General features: G+C 40.8%; 16 protein-coding genes and 1 tRNA gene. 3 read left to right on the top strand and 14 right to left on the bottom strand.

Annotated elements, in window-relative coordinates; genetic code table 11:
* The first annotated feature begins 136 nt into the window (after positions 1-136).
* Positions 137-1075, top strand: a complete 939-nt coding sequence (birA, locus tag ADH51_RS04220; protein WP_048674638.1) for a bifunctional biotin--[acetyl-CoA-carboxylase] ligase/biotin operon repressor BirA — start codon at positions 137-139, stop codon at positions 1073-1075.
* Here birA and ADH51_RS04215 read toward each other — a convergent pair.
* From ADH51_RS04215 to miaA, 4 genes are all read right to left on the bottom strand, one after another.
* Positions 1062-1247 carry a DUF3272 family protein gene (locus tag ADH51_RS04215; protein ID WP_002883500.1) on the bottom strand — a complete coding sequence of 62 codons (186 nt, stop codon included), beginning with the start codon at positions 1245-1247 and terminating at the stop codon, positions 1062-1064. The genes birA and ADH51_RS04215 overlap by 14 nt on opposite strands.
* Positions 1248-1612: 365 nt before the next feature.
* Entirely contained in the window at positions 1613-3265 is a 1653-nt protein-coding gene (gene dnaX / locus ADH51_RS04210; RefSeq protein ID WP_048674635.1) for a DNA polymerase III subunit gamma/tau, read from the bottom strand.
* A complete protein-coding gene (locus tag ADH51_RS04205; RefSeq protein ID WP_317988230.1) occupies positions 3265-3765 on the bottom strand; it encodes a GAF domain-containing protein in 501 nt (166 codons plus the stop codon). The genes dnaX and ADH51_RS04205 overlap by 1 nt, the downstream gene beginning before the upstream one ends.
* Positions 3766-3798: 33 nt before the next feature.
* The gene (miaA, locus tag ADH51_RS04200; protein ID WP_048674632.1) at positions 3799-4710 is read right to left on the bottom strand and encodes a tRNA (adenosine(37)-N6)-dimethylallyltransferase MiaA; all 912 of its coding nucleotides are present in this window, start codon (positions 4708-4710) and stop codon (positions 3799-3801) included.
* Positions 4711-4785: 75 nt separating this feature from the next.
* Between miaA and ADH51_RS09695 the strand changes: the two genes are divergently transcribed.
* A complete protein-coding gene (locus tag ADH51_RS09695; protein ID WP_002883513.1) occupies positions 4786-4962 on the top strand; it encodes a DUF3042 family protein in 177 nt (58 codons plus the stop codon).
* A 74-nt stretch (positions 4963-5036) separates the two neighbouring features.
* Positions 5037-5582 carry a hypothetical protein gene (locus ADH51_RS04195; protein WP_048674629.1) on the top strand — a complete coding sequence of 182 codons (546 nt, stop codon included), beginning with the start codon at positions 5037-5039 and terminating at the stop codon, positions 5580-5582.
* Positions 5583-5757: 175 nt separating this feature from the next.
* On the opposite strand, the gene ADH51_RS04190 is transcribed toward ADH51_RS04195, so the two are convergent.
* The 10 genes from ADH51_RS04190 to ADH51_RS04145 form a co-directional block, all read right to left on the bottom strand.
* Positions 5758-5829, bottom strand: a tRNA-Arg gene (locus tag ADH51_RS04190).
* A gap of 50 nt (positions 5830-5879) precedes the next feature.
* A complete protein-coding gene (gene rplS, locus ADH51_RS04185) occupies positions 5880-6227 on the bottom strand; it encodes a 50S ribosomal protein L19 (RefSeq protein ID WP_002883489.1) in 348 nt (115 codons plus the stop codon).
* Positions 6228-6354: 127 nt separating this feature from the next.
* Complete coding sequence (locus tag ADH51_RS04180; protein WP_048674626.1) at positions 6355-7581, bottom strand: voltage-gated chloride channel family protein; 1227 nt, start codon at positions 7579-7581, stop codon at positions 6355-6357.
* Between the two features lie 9 nt (positions 7582-7590).
* Positions 7591-7863, bottom strand: coding sequence for a chorismate mutase (locus ADH51_RS04175; protein WP_048674623.1), 273 nt, complete (start codon positions 7861-7863; stop codon positions 7591-7593).
* A 74-nt stretch (positions 7864-7937) separates the two neighbouring features.
* Positions 7938-9473, bottom strand: coding sequence for a ClC family H(+)/Cl(-) exchange transporter (locus ADH51_RS04170; protein WP_048674620.1), 1536 nt, complete (start codon positions 9471-9473; stop codon positions 7938-7940).
* Positions 9474-9524: 51 nt separating this feature from the next.
* Complete coding sequence (locus ADH51_RS04165; protein ID WP_002883520.1) at positions 9525-9968, bottom strand: flavodoxin; 444 nt, start codon at positions 9966-9968, stop codon at positions 9525-9527.
* Positions 9969-10053: 85 nt separating this feature from the next.
* The gene (locus ADH51_RS04160; RefSeq protein ID WP_037611697.1) at positions 10054-10425 is read right to left on the bottom strand and encodes a hypothetical protein; all 372 of its coding nucleotides are present in this window, start codon (positions 10423-10425) and stop codon (positions 10054-10056) included.
* Between the two features lie 11 nt (positions 10426-10436).
* Positions 10437-11156, bottom strand: a complete 720-nt coding sequence (locus tag ADH51_RS04155; protein ID WP_004182633.1) for a matrixin family metalloprotease — start codon at positions 11154-11156, stop codon at positions 10437-10439.
* Between the two features lie 119 nt (positions 11157-11275).
* Entirely contained in the window at positions 11276-12058 is a 783-nt protein-coding gene (locus ADH51_RS04150; protein WP_048674617.1) for an alpha/beta hydrolase, read from the bottom strand.
* A gap of 134 nt (positions 12059-12192) precedes the next feature.
* Positions 12193-13854 carry a ribonuclease J gene (locus ADH51_RS04145; protein WP_045768839.1) on the bottom strand — a complete coding sequence of 554 codons (1662 nt, stop codon included), beginning with the start codon at positions 13852-13854 and terminating at the stop codon, positions 12193-12195.
* Positions 13855-13994: the final 140 nt, after the last annotated feature.

The raw sequence follows: 13994 nt of genomic DNA, 5'->3' as shown, positions 1-13994 counted from the left end.
TGTTGCCTTATCGGGACTTAATAACTACCTTCCATTATATCATGTTTTTTCAGTCTAGTCATATAGTTATTTATTATCAAGCCTTATCAATAATTTATAGTGAGCATTTTACCATCTTTTGTATTATACTTAGGATATGAAAACTTATGAACACGTTTATGACATCTTATCGAAGAGTCCTGACTTTGTGACGGGAGAAAGTTTGGCTAAAAGCCTTGGTGTCTCACGGACAGCTATTTGGAAGGCAATCCAAACACTACAAGAACAAGGAATTGACATTACAAGTGTACGGAAGAAAGGCTACTATTTAGAAAAGGGAGATATTCTTCTTCCTCAAGACATTTCTAAACAACTCAACATTCCAGTCTACTTTAATCCAGATTCTAACTCTACCCAACTTGATGCTAAACATGGCATGGAAAAGAATAATCCGACGCCCGCACTTTATCTGGCATCAAGTCAAAAAGCGGCCAAAGGACGATTTGATCGTCACTTCTTTGCCATTCCACAAGGTGGTATCTACATGAGTATCCACTTAAAGCCAAACTGTCATTTTGCTGACTTACCACCTTATACCATGATGGCGGCAGCAGCTATTGTCAAAGCTATCCAGCGTCTAACCGGTATCAATACAGAAATCAAATGGGTTAATGACATTTACCTCAACAACAAAAAAATGGCTGGTATCCTTACCGAAGCCATTAGTTCTATCGAATCTGGTCGCATCACAGATGTCATTATTGGGATTGGGCTTAACTTCTCAATCAGTGATTTTCCTGAAGAGTTAGCCAATAAAGCTACTAGCCTTTTTACTTCTGAAAAACCAAGTATCACTCGAAACCAGCTTATTTCAGAAATTTGGAAGCTCTTTTTAACCATTCCAACTAGTGATTTGGTAAAAGTCTATAAAGAAAAGTCCCTCGTTCTAGACAAACAAGTGACCTTTGAACAAGCTGGAAAGACTTATACTGGTGTTGCTAAAGAAATTGGCGACAAGGGCCAACTTCTCGTTCTTACTGATGATGGTCAGGAAAAATGGCTGAGTGCTGGCGAAGTGAGCCTTACTTCTTGGTAGACTTGTCGGCTGCACGCGCAATGCGTGAAACAACATAGGTTGTCCAAAGACGACGAAACAATAAATAACCAAAAAAGGCTGTAAAAAAGTAATAGCCGTGCTGTAAACTGTAATTAAAACAAACCGTTTCAAAAATAGTTTCAAGCGTAATAAACAAAATTTGTTGAATCATAAGATTATTATATCAATAGATAGAGCCTAGTACAAGCAGTCTAGGCTCTTTTCATTTTTACAAGGACAAACCTTCCAAATATCAGCTTTAGCAATCAAATAATTAATACTGGGTTGCCTCTCTATCTAATTTCTAGACTTAGACCTAAAAAGGTCCACTGGAACTTCCTCACTTTTTCATTTCTGGGCTCGGACCTAAAAAGGTCCACTGGAACTTCCTCGCTTTTTCATTTCTGGGCTCGGACCTAAAAAGGTCCACTAGAACTCCTCGCTTTTCTATTTCTGAGATCGGGCCTAAAAAGGCCACTGGACCTTCCTCGCTTTTCTATTTCTAGGCTCGGACCTAAAAAGGTCCACTGGACCTTTTTAGTCCTCTATTTCTACAACATCAGAGAGAAATTCAAGTTCTTGCGGGATATATTCTTCACGATCTTCTTTTTCTAATTCTTCCTTGGATTTGAGGCTTCGTGCAAATTCTGTTCGGAGTTTTTCAAATTCTGCTTTTGGCACAGCCATAATATTGGGTGAGAAACCGGCAGCTGAACTCATGATATTGCCAAACATATCATTGAGATCACTGCGTTTCATGACCTGTTCAGCATTAAAGGCAGCGTTAAAAGCCAGGATGGCATTTTCCTGATTGGCCAATACAGGCTCAGATCCATTCAAAAGGGCCCTATTTTGTGGGCTAATAGAATCCAAGATTTCAGGCCAAGTTGCCTTTAGGGCATCCAGACATTGGCGTGATTTCTGCGGATTTTCCATGGTTTCACGCATAATAGTGAGAATCTTTTCACGATCCACCTTATACTGATAAGCAGGTTTGGCTTTTCGAGTTGGTGCTACTTCTCCTTGGACTTTACCCTCTTTAAGAGCTTTACGTAGGCCTTCTACTTCGCGACGAAGACTATCTAACTCTTCTTGTACATTTCCTGGAATTTCTTGTGACATCTGACTATGGGTTTCTGACAATTTTATAGTCAGCATCTCCGCATAGATTTTAGGATGTGTTCCAGTTTTAATTTCTGGCAAGGCACTTGTAACCAAGTCAATCAATTGGAAAAGTCGGTCTTGCTCTAGAGAAAGATTCTCTTCAAAAAGGGGACTATGATGACTGTTCTCTCCACCCGCTTTGACAATCAAAAGATCACGGAAATACTCCAAGAGATCAGTCGCAAAACGGCTCATAGACTTACCATTATCAAAGAGGGTTTCGAGATTTGATAAAGCTTGCGTAGTATCTTGATTGCGAACGTTAGCGACGAAACTATCCAAGGCTGTCAAACCAATAGAACCAGTGATTTCTTCAGCTACGGCTTGGCTGACATGATTGTCAGGAGACAGACTCAGTGCTTGGTCTAAGATTGACAAAGCATCACGCATACCACCTTCTGCACGACGAGCAATAATAGTCAAAGCCTCATCATCAAAGGTCAGTCCTTCTTTTTCCAGAATTGAAGCTAAGTGCTCTTTAATAGCTCCCTGTTTGATTGATTTAAACTCAAAGCGTTGGACACGAGAAAGGATAGTTGCTGGAATCTTATGTAATTCAGTGGTCGCTAGGATAAAGACCACATTTTCAGTTGGTTCTTCCAAAGTCTTCAAAAGAGCATTGAAAGCACCTGTCGAGAGCATGTGAACTTCGTCAATAATATAGACCTTGTAAGTCGCACGACTTGGGGCATAGGTCGATTTGTCACGAATTTCACGAATCTCATCAACACCATTATTGGATGCCGCATCAATCTCTATAACATCTTCGAGACTACCGTTTGTAATATCGCGACAAATATCACAGTGATTACATGGCTCCCCATCAACTTGATTAGGACAGTTCATAGCCTTGGCAAAGATTTTCGCCGCACTAGTTTTACCGGTACCACGCGGCCCAGAAAAGAGATAGGCATGGCTGATTTTCCCTGACTCTACCGCCTGTCTTAGCGTGGTTGAAATCACTTTTTGACCAACCATTTCGCCAAAGGTCTGACTACGGTATTTACGATATAAGGCTTGATACATTAGTTTACCTCAAACATTCCAAATGTAAGCTCGGTTTTCTCGAGTAGAATTTTGACAAATGCTTCAAGATAATCTTGGTCTACGTCGTTATAGTCTCCTACTTGGTGAGAATCCAAATCGAGAACACCAACTAATTTGCCATCTTTAACCATTGGTACAACAATTTCACTTCGAGCAGCGGAATCACAAGCGATGTAATTAGCGTGTTTGGTAACATCTTCAACAATTAAGGTTCTATTTTCTGCTGCAGACTGGCCACAAACACCCTTACCTAGGGCAATTCGAACACAAGAAACATTGCCTTGAAAAGGGCCAAGGATTAACTCATTATTTATATTATCCATCAGGTAGAAGCCTGTGAACACAGAATTTGGTAGAGTTGTATTCAAGAGAGCCGAGGCATTAGAAAAGTTGGCCAGAGCATTGTCTTCATTAGCAAAAAGTGCCTTAGCCTGAGCTAGCATTATTTCATAGGCTGATTTTTTTTCTTCGTTAGTCATAACTACCATTATATCAAAGATAGGTCCTTAAAACTAAGATTGACCTACCTTTTCTCCTTCCCTTTCATTTAAAAATAATTCAAGATCATGAATGACATTTTCAGGATATTCTGGACTAGAAATCTGATAAAACTTAACAGTCATCCGATTTCTGAACCAGGTTAATTGACGTTTAGCAAATCGACGCGTATTTTGCTTAAGTTTTTCCAAGGCTTCATCCAAGGTCTGATTCCCAGCAAAATAAGGAAACAACTCCTTATAGCCTATTCCACGAGCTGACTGGGCGTCAGGATAATTATCATAAAGCCACTTAGCCTCTTCCAAGAGTCCAAGTTCAACCATCTTGTCCACTCGTGTATTGATACGGTCATAAATCAAGGAGCGTTCATCATCTAATCCGATAAGAAAGGGGTCATAAGTTGTCTCAGTATTTTCAAGATTCTCCGAAAAACGATGGAGTTCAAGTGCTCTAATGGCACGACGACGGTTAATCTCCTTAATCTCAATACCCAAGTCATCGATTTTGTCAAAAAGTTCCTGATCAGATAATTGCTCTAATTCTGAGCGATAGGCTAAAACCTGTTTCTGGTCTACCTGTCCCCCTAGGTGATACCCTTCTAGAAGGCTTTGTAAATAGAGACCTGTTCCTCCTACAATAATAGGCAACTTGCCACGACTAACAATATCAGTAATGGTAGCCTCAGCCTCTGTTACAAAATCATAGGCTGAATAAGACTCATTAACATCGCGAACATCAATCAGATGATGCACTGCTGCAGCCTGCTCTTCAGGAGTGGCCTTTGCGGTTCCTATATTCAATTGTCTGTAAACCTGCTGGCTATCTCCTGAAATAATTTCTCCATTAAAGCGCTGGGCCAATTTAATCCCAAGCGCCGTTTTTCCCACAGCAGTAGGTCCAGCCACTACAATAAGTTTGGTTTTCATAATGTTTTCACTTGCTATTCTAGATATTTTTTTAGATAATATAAGCATATTATAACATATACGGAGGATAGTCTCATGGCTAAAAAACATTCATTCGCTAAAGGTGTCGCTACTGGCGTTATCGGAACTGCTGCTACTGTAGCAGGTGCTGTCTTCGCAGTTAAGAAAACCATTATCGAACCAGAAGAAAAGAAATTGGCTTTCATCGAAGAAAACCGTAAAAAAGCAGCTCGCCGTCGTGTAAGCCGCTAAAACTAATGACCAGGGAAACCTGGTTTTTTACTGTAATTTTTACTCTTCATCTATGACTGAGAACGGAGCCAAATTTGAAAAGAAAAAAATATAATATCATTACCTTCTCTTTGCTAGCTTTCTTCCTTCTCTTTGGTTTTTTATCAAAACATTTAAAAGAACCTGTAAAGCCTGCAGCAAAAACACATCACATCTCTCACACCCTTTCATCAAAAAGTAGTTCATCTCATAAAAAAGAGAAGACCAAATCTTCAACTACTACTTCAAAAGAAGATGAAAAAAAAGATGCTAAAGACGAAAATAAAGATCAAGCATCCCCTTCTGTTCAAGCACCAAATAAAAAACAAAACAACCAAACATCCCACCAAGATGGAAATCAAGAAAAGTCCAAGCCTTCTGAAGGTGGACGAGGTTGGGGCGGACCAGAAGATGGCTCCTATGCCACAAACGGAGGAGGCGGTGGAGGTCACGATGCAGCCTTCGCCGCTGGTGCTGGTGGAGGAAGCAATCGCGCAAGCTCAACTGATCAGAGCAATGAGTGGGTTGACGACGTTGATAACAATCCTTACGAGTACCCACAAGCTTCATCAAGCACAGATACAACTGCCAATTCCAATTAATGAGATAACAGAATACTTAACATCACCAGTATTCTATTTTGAACCCTAGTTAGGACTAATCCTGACTAGGGTTTTTGCTTATCAAAAAAACACCTATATTGCAATAGGTGTCAAATACATTTGGTTTAAATTTGGGGCAGAATAAGTTAAAACCGCATGGTTAAAGGCTTAAAAATGTCCCCTGCCGGAATCGAACCAGCAACGACTCCTTAGGAGGGAGTTGTTATATCCATTTAACTAAGAGGACTTATGAAAAAATCTGCCACGAGGACAGATTTTTTATGTGAAATCTGTAAATTATTTACGGATTTCTTTGATACGTGCAGCTTTACCTTGCAAAGCACGCAAGTAGTAAAGTTTAGCACGGCGGACTTTACCGTAGCGTACAACTTCAATCTTTTCAACACGTGGAGTGTGGATTGGGAAAGTACGTTCTACACCGATACCGCTTGAAATTTTACGAACTGTGTACATTTCTGAGATCCCTTGACCTTTGCGTGAAATAACTACACCTTCAAAGATCTGGATACGTTCACGAGTTCCTTCGACAACTTTCGCGTGAACGCGAACAGTGTCACCAGGACGGAATGATGGGATGTCAGTACGAAGTTGACCTTCTGTCAAACTTTGGATCAATGGATTCATTTTTATATACTCCTATCTTACTAATCTTAAGAGCAACCTCTGTGTCTCAGCGGATTAGCCGTTATTTTTGTGTGTCCATTACACACTCTTAGTATTCTATCAAAAAATTATCAGGATGTCTAGTATCTTATTGCATTTCTAACATTTTTTGTTGTCCATAAATGCTCGTCTTATGATTAATGAGATAAGCAAAAGCCATGACAATCGCATAAGGGAGTGCATTAGCGGGACCAAAGACTTCAACGCCAATGAAAATAGGTGCTAAAAGGGTATTGGTACTGCTACCAAAGACAGACAGATAACCAAGACCCGCTACAAGTGGAATTGGAAGTCCTAGAACTGGTGCTAGAACAGCACCAAGACTTGCTCCGATTGCAAACAAAGGAGTTACTTCTCCTCCTTGGAAACCAAGAGATAGGGTAAAGACGGTCAAGAGCAATTTCAAGAGCCAATCCAATGGATAAATGGTCCCACCACCAACACTTAAAGCAATCAAATTCGTTCCAAGACCTGTATAGCGTCCCTTCCACAAAATCAAAAGAAGACAGGTTAAGACGACACTTCCTAAGAGAACACGATAATAAGGATTTGGGAGCAGACTTGCTACTTTCTTTTTAGCTATTGACAAGAGAAAAGCAAAGAGATTTCCTGCTAGACCAAAGGCCAGACCTAAAAGAGCTAACTTAATAAACGTCCCAAGGTCAATAGTTAAACTTTCAGATACAAAGTGGCTAAATTTTTCAAGACCTAAGAGATGGCTTGTCGTACTCGCCACAAAAGATGCAATAAGAGTCGGTACCAATATTGGCAGACTTAACTGTCCTAGGGTCAAGACCTCAAGCGCAAAGAAGGTCGCAGCAATTGGTGTTTGGAAGAGTCCTCCAAAACCAGCTGCCATACCCATGGTCAAGAAAATACGTGAAGCATTCGGGAACTTAAAATAGCGACTAAAAGCATGAGAAACTGTGGCCCCCAGTTGTACAGCAACTCCCTCACGACCTGCAGAACCCCCGAAAAGGTGGGTCAGCCATGTGGTTACAGTCACAAGTGGAATTAACCTTAGGGGGATTTGATCCTCCTCATTATGTCCAACCTTGAAAATCAAGCCCATTCCCTGTGCTGCCTTACCCGCAAACTTTTGGTAAAGGTAAACTATCAAAAGTCCAGCCAAAGGAAGTGCTGGTACCAGATAAAAGAGATGGTGGTCACGAAATTCCGAGAGTCCTATCAGCACGCGCCCAAAAATAGCATCAATCAGCCCAACAAGCACACCTAACAAGATTGCATAAAGACTTAACATTACTAAATGTAAGTAAGAAAGACCTTGACTATCACTTAATTGTTTTACTTTCATCCTAGTTACCTACTTTTCTTCTAGCTTACTTGCTTGATAAGTACGTGAATGCTTCATAATATCCGCAAAACTAGCGACGATAGCTTCTTTATATTCAGGATTAACGACACTAGCGCCTACTTTGTCTAGCAAGGTTTGCTCTCGTTCGGGATCATAAATCGCCTTTCCAGTGCGTTGTTTATAAGCACTTACTCGAGTTACCAATTTCATACGTTCTTCCAACAAAGCCACAATCTCATTATCAACGGTATCAATCTGTTGGCGAATCTCATTTAAGTTCATACTGACCTCCTTTTTTTCTCTCCATTATAACAAAAATGACCTGAGGACAAAAGAGCCTCAAGCCATTGAATTGCTTATAAAAAGAGTTTTCTTACCTGACTGATATTACTTTCATTAACAACTAGATACAGGGTTGCTCCTGCTTTTAGACGTGTGTCTCCATGAACAACTTCAGACTGGTCTTGAAAAATCTGAGTGGAAATCAAAACTCCATCAGGTAAGGTTAAATCCTTAACCAATCGACCAGCTAGACTCTCTGTAACCGGTAAGTCAATCATCGTCGGTATATTATCAACTTGCTTTGGTTCGTGAGCTATTAGATTGTGAAGCATGGCTTCATAGACAGGTTCTCCTCCCATGAAATCCATAACTAGATAGGCAATCAGGGTCACGACTCCAATTGTCATTAATTGGTGAAGGTCACCCACCATCTCAGTCACTAAAATCATAGCAGTCAGCGGTGCCTTAGATACAGCACCGAAATATCCAGCCATACCAAGAATGATAAAAATAGGGAACTGAGTTACCTGTAAGAATCCTAGATTTTCAAAAGCTGCTGCAAAAACGCTACCAGAAAGAGCACCTAGAGTCAAAATCGGCAAGAAAATCCCACCAGGAAATCCTGAACCAAAGGACAACATACTCCAAACAAAGCGAATAGCCAAATAGAGGATAGCCACAGTTAGAGCAAGGTGTAAACCATTTAGGGCAAGAATCAATTCATTCCCACCACCTAAAAGGTGTGGGAAATAGAGACCAATAGGAATGATAAACAGAACTGCCAAAAGGCCATGAAAATGAGATGGCAAGTGGAAGATTTTCCCTAACCCTTGGTAGACCTTACCAATACGTAAGACAACCCACTCATAACCGTATCCAAGCACACCTAGAAAAATCCCCAAAATAATAAGAATCCAATAATCCTTCAAAGGAAACACGGGTAATTTTTCTGTCATAGCAAGGACTGGTACCTGACCAAAGATACGTAAGGAAACAGCATTGGCCACTAAAGATGCCGTTAATGCTGTCACCCAAACATGACGAGAGAAATGATGATAGACTTCTTCGACGACAAACAAAAGACCAGCAATCGGGGCATTGAAGGCAGCTGATAACCCTGCTGCTGCTCCAGCAGCAATCAAGACACGCTTCTCACGTGCAGAGAGCTTAAGTCCCTTGGCTAATCCCTTAGCAGTCATGGCACCTAGTTGAATACTAGGTCCCTCACGTCCCAACATCAGTCCCATTGAAATCCCAAGGACACCACCTAGGAATTTACGCCATAATACTGACCACCAGGACGGATGTAAGAGCCCCATCAGTTCCCCTTCAACATGGGGAATACCTGATCCCTTGATGTCTTTTTCCTGCTTAATAAGGTAACCAATAAAAAGGGCAATCAAGAGATTAACAAGTACAATTCCCAGAATCAGAAGTGGATTATGAAGGGCGTCTTCGTAAATAGCTACAGAAAATGCGGCTCCTTTGGCAATTAACCAACGAAAAAGACTGACTACTGCTCCTGCTGTCACCCCCACTAAGAGCCCTCGCCAAACGGACCAAAGGAGATGTTGAGATTGCGTCCTAAAATCTCTTTCTATTTCATTCATAAAAACTCCATTTTTGACTACAATAAAAGCAGACTTTACTCTGCTTTTTTCTTATGCTAATGCTTCTGAAACTTTTTCAGCGAAAGCTTCGAGGTTCTCGATATCTTCATCTTCAGCAGAAAGATCAACCTTGACACTATCTGCTCCTTTAGTCGCCCCTGTGAAAGTGAATTGATTTTCAAATTCATCAACTGAGTGACAAAAATAATCGTAGAAAGTATCTCCTGAACCTACAACACCAAAGATTTTACCTGACAAATCGAGATCAGCCAAATCTTCGTAAAAGTCAACGATTTCATCTGGCAACTCACCATCACCATAAGTGTAAGTCGCTACAATACAGATGTCCGCATCTTCAAAATCAGCGGCATCAACCGTTGTACACTCGTCTACATCTACAGTGTGACCCAATTCTTCCAATTTTTTGGCAACGATATCTGCGATTTCTTCCGTGTTACCGGTCATACTGGCATAAACGATTTTTGCTAAAGCCATAATGTCCTCCAAAATAATAAATTAGCTATATTATATCATATTTCTACAGAAAATAAATGACCTAATAACTCAAAAAAACTGCCCATCAGGACAGTTTTAGATTTTGTAAGAGTTCAAAGTGTCGATAGACTAGCCATAAGCCAAGACCAACTATCAGAATGAGAATCACTGCTCTCATGAGACCTCTAAGAAAAGTCAAGAGCCAAGTAAGAAGCATAGAGGTGATTAGCCAACTCCAACCAGAGGCCCCGTATAGGGTTTGAATACTCTGTATGGAATGACTGGTCAGCGTTTTTACCCAATTGGGAATATAAATCCAAATGCCATCACCTGATAGGCCCAAACGATTGGCAATCATAGTTCCTGTTGTTTGCAACCAAGTAAAGACCCCAGCATTGAAAAGAAAAAGGAAGGTTTGCATGGGGTAACGTCTAGCAAGGCGTTTCAAATAGCGCATGACACCCCTCCTTAATTTGCATAGAGAGCATGGACCGTATCAATATCCACCTGTTGAATCCCGTAATAAGATCCTGCTGATTGCATAACAGATGTCTTAGAGTCATCATGGTCTAAGCCAATGGCATGTCCCAATTCGTGTTCAGCCGTATTCACAATACGCTTGTGAGTATAACCAAAATCACTATTCAAGAGGAAATAACGGTTCAACTTCACATCCACATGAGTAATGCGGTTGGTCAAAACATTGGTTTGAGTGTCTGCTAAACCTGCTGCCTGTGAATTCGCATCGGAATAGTCAGTCGCAACAATGTCAGCCGTTGAGGCATCATCAGTTAAAGTAAAGATGAAAGCACCCGTGTTATTCCAGTTAGTAATAGCTTCCTTATAAGCTGCTACCAAGGTTTCGTCTGTAGATTGTATATAGATGCTAGCTGTATTTTGCGCCCATCTAGCTCCATTAGACTCTGGAATGGTATCTGTTGTTGATAGGTTAGAGACAACTTTCTCAACGTCACTAGTACTGGTACCACTAAAACCTAGCTCTACTTGATGAAAGGCTTGATTAATGTTTGTGGCTAAGGTACTTGAAGAATTATTGGCATAGTAGACAAGTCCATACCCAATAAGGGCTAGCACTAGGGCAAGTTTAAATATAGCCCAAATAAGATTCCAAATAAATTGTAAAAGAAGTTTGGGAATATAGAAGATTACTCTGAATAATTTTTTCATTATTGAGCCTCCTTTTCGAAACTTCCCTTAGTATATCAAGCTCTAATAGTTCTGACAAGTGAAAAATATCACTTTAAGCTTTTATCATCTCTTTGATAAGATGTTACAAACTTGACCTATTAAGACAAACGTTCTTCTTTAACGTAATCAATAGGTAACCATTCTAAGTAGGCTTCTAGTTGTTTTTCCCAATAATACCATTCATGTCTTCCATGGTCCGTGCGGTAGTCAATGTCCAAACCAAGAGCTTTCAAATCAGCTACTGCTTTGTTTTGAGAGTCAAAAAGGAAATCCTCAAGACCACACCAGGCAAAGAATTTGGTTTTCTTGTCATGTTGTTTGGCCAGGTTAAGCAATTTGTGCTGCTCAATGTCTTTTCCTTCCAAATCGCCAAAGACACCTTGCCAGTATTCCTTAGACTCACTCGTTTCATCTGTAATCATCTCTACTGATAATCCAAGGGCACCAGAGAAGGAACCCGCACAAGCAAAGTTATTTGTCGTTAAGGCTAGTTTGAAAGAACCATAGCCACCCATAGAAAGTCCAGCGATAAAGGTCTTTTCACGCTTCTTAGTCATACTAGGGAAGAAACGTTGCATGACTTGAGGAAGCTCCTTAGCAATGGCATCGTAATACTTAACCCCGTAATTGGTATTTGTATACCAGCCATTTTCAGAATTAGGCATAATAACGATGAGATTAGTCTTACGAAGGAGACGCTGAATATTGGTACGGAAGGCCCAAGAATTATGATTGCCCCCCATGCCATGAAGGAGATAGAGAACTGGGATGTCCGTATCACTTTCCGTTTCAGCAATCTGATCGCGATCTGGATAGATGACATCCACTTGGCGGTATTGTCCTAGAACATCTGATGAGTATTCAATTTGAAAAAAAGCCATTTGTATTTTCCTTTCTTAATGTTAGAAAAGCTGGGACACCCCAGCTTTTGATTTTAAAACAAAGTCTTGTTGAGACTTTCCTCAATGTCTATGGTGCAACCATCACGCTCACACTCTTATGTTTTAGTCAGTTATTAGCGGACTTCCATGACTACTGGAAGGATAGCTGGGCGACGTTTGGTTTGGTCAAAGAGGAACTTAGCCACATCGTCGCGGACGGCACCTTTAAGTTCACCCCAATCAAAGCTGTCTCCTGCCAAGTAATTTTCAACGGTAGCATTGACAATGTCAGCAGCCTCACGGAGAATGTCACGGCTCTTCTTCACATAAACGAATCCACGTGTATTCACACGCGCTTTAGAGACAATCTTACGTTCCTTCTTGTTAACAGTGATAGCTACGATAAAGATACCATCTTCAGACAAGACCTTACGGTCACGAAGGACGATATTACCCACATCACCAATGGCATTACCGTCAATCATAACATCACCAGCTGGAACAGCTCCTTCATGAAGAAAACCTTGGTCCTCTGACAAGTGCATGATGTCACCGCGTTTAACGATATAAATATTTTCTGGAAGAATACCAACTTCCAAGGCTAACTCTGCATGTGCTTGAAGGTCACGGTACTCCCCTTGAATAGGGAAGAGATACTGTGGACGAAGGAGGTTAATCATCAACTGAAGTTCGCGAGCATTGGCATGTCCAGATACACGAAGGCTCTGCGTAATCATCTTAACAGTTCCACCAGCTTTATAGATAGCGTTGTTGACACGTGCCACTACGGCTTCCTTAGCAATGCTTGGAGTTGTTACGATATAAACCAAATCTCCATCCTTGATTTGAACGTAACGGTGACGACCAACAGCCATCTTTTGAAGGCCATCGATTGGTTCACCCATACGACCATTTTCGAGGATAATCAACTCGTGGTCTTCAAACTTGTTCATGTCTTTTGGTTTAACAATAAGTTTTTCATGCTCCACAGTCAATTTTTTAAGACGAATAGCTGTGCGGACAATATTTTCTACGTCAAAGCCAGTAAGAACAACACGACGTCCGTGATCAGCAGCTGAATCAAAGACTTGTTGAATACGTACCAAGTTTGAGGCAACTGCAGCAACAATAACACGTCCTTCTGCATCAGCAATAACTTGGTCAATTTCTTGGCCAACTTCTGCTTCAGAAGCTGTTTGTTCCGTACTTGTCGCATTTGCTGAGTCTGACAAGAGGGCCAAAACACCTTCACGTCCGATTTCAGCCAAACGACCTAAATCAGTTTTGTAGTAAGGACGGGCAGCTTGGTCAAACTTGAAGTCACCTGTATAGACAATATTGCCTTGGTCAGTGCCAAGAACAATCCCCATTGATTCTGGAATAGAGTGAGTTGTTTTGAAGAATGAAACCTCAGCATCCTCAAATTCGATTTCAGTTTCTGCGTCAATAACATGGAAATTATTGAATTTCTTAACACCAGCATTCTTGACAAAAAGTTTAGCTAACTCGATTGTGAGGGATGATCCAAAGACTGGTGCTTTGACTTCTTGCAAAATATAAGGTAGGGCACCAATGGCATCAGCGTGTCCGTGAGTTAAGAAAATCCCTTGGATACGATCTCTATTTTCAATCAAGTAATCTAAGTTAGGGATGACAAAGTCAACACCTAGTTGTTCATTTTCAGGATACTTTAGACCAGCATCCAAGATAAAGATAGAGTCGTTAATCTCAACAATATAGAGGTTCTTAGCATTTTCACGCACTCCACCTAGGGCAATAATTTTAATATCGCTCATGCTTGTTTTTCTCCTTTTTAGTTTGACTCTCTTCTAGAGCCTATTTTTACAGACGGTCCAAGGAGCTGAACGTTCGTGCGAACAGTCTCCTTGTCGATTTACAGGCCACAACAAAAAGTTGCATACTCTTTAAGTATACA

It is taken from the genome of Streptococcus sp. 449_SSPC (genome assembly GCF_001073005.1).
Taxonomy (GTDB): domain Bacteria; phylum Bacillota; class Bacilli; order Lactobacillales; family Streptococcaceae; genus Streptococcus; species Streptococcus salivarius_F.
This window is presented reverse-complemented; position numbering and strand designations above follow the sequence as displayed.

What these genes read in the sequence shown, in the direction of transcription:
- birA (WP_048674638.1), top strand. Translation starts at nt 137, where the DNA reads ATGAAAACTTATGAACACGTTTATGACATCTTATCGAAGAGTCCTGAC.
- ADH51_RS04215 (WP_002883500.1), bottom strand. Translation starts at nt 1,247, where the DNA reads ATGATTCAACAAATTTTGTTTATTACGCTTGAAACTATTTTTGAAACG.
- dnaX (WP_048674635.1), bottom strand. Translation starts at nt 3,265, where the DNA reads ATGTATCAAGCCTTATATCGTAAATACCGTAGTCAGACCTTTGGCGAA.
- ADH51_RS04205 (WP_317988230.1), bottom strand. Translation starts at nt 3,765, where the DNA reads ATGACTAACGAAGAAAAAAAATCAGCCTATGAAATAATGCTAGCTCAG.
- miaA (WP_048674632.1), bottom strand. Translation starts at nt 4,710, where the DNA reads ATGAAAACCAAACTTATTGTAGTGGCTGGACCTACTGCTGTGGGAAAA.
- ADH51_RS09695 (WP_002883513.1), top strand. Translation starts at nt 4,786, where the DNA reads ATGGCTAAAAAACATTCATTCGCTAAAGGTGTCGCTACTGGCGTTATC.
- rplS (WP_002883489.1), bottom strand. Translation starts at nt 6,227, where the DNA reads ATGAATCCATTGATCCAAAGTTTGACAGAAGGTCAACTTCGTACTGAC.
- ADH51_RS04180 (WP_048674626.1), bottom strand. Translation starts at nt 7,581, where the DNA reads ATGAAAGTAAAACAATTAAGTGATAGTCAAGGTCTTTCTTACTTACAT.
- ADH51_RS04175 (WP_048674623.1), bottom strand. Translation starts at nt 7,863, where the DNA reads ATGAACTTAAATGAGATTCGCCAACAGATTGATACCGTTGATAATGAG.
- ADH51_RS04170 (WP_048674620.1), bottom strand. Translation starts at nt 9,473, where the DNA reads ATGAATGAAATAGAAAGAGATTTTAGGACGCAATCTCAACATCTCCTT.
- ADH51_RS04165 (WP_002883520.1), bottom strand. Translation starts at nt 9,968, where the DNA reads ATGGCTTTAGCAAAAATCGTTTATGCCAGTATGACCGGTAACACGGAA.
- ADH51_RS04160 (WP_037611697.1), bottom strand. Translation starts at nt 10,425, where the DNA reads ATGCGCTATTTGAAACGCCTTGCTAGACGTTACCCCATGCAAACCTTC.
- ADH51_RS04155 (WP_004182633.1), bottom strand. Translation starts at nt 11,156, where the DNA reads ATGAAAAAATTATTCAGAGTAATCTTCTATATTCCCAAACTTCTTTTA.
- ADH51_RS04150 (WP_048674617.1), bottom strand. Translation starts at nt 12,058, where the DNA reads ATGGCTTTTTTTCAAATTGAATACTCATCAGATGTTCTAGGACAATAC.
- ADH51_RS04145 (WP_045768839.1), bottom strand. Translation starts at nt 13,854, where the DNA reads ATGAGCGATATTAAAATTATTGCCCTAGGTGGAGTGCGTGAAAATGCT.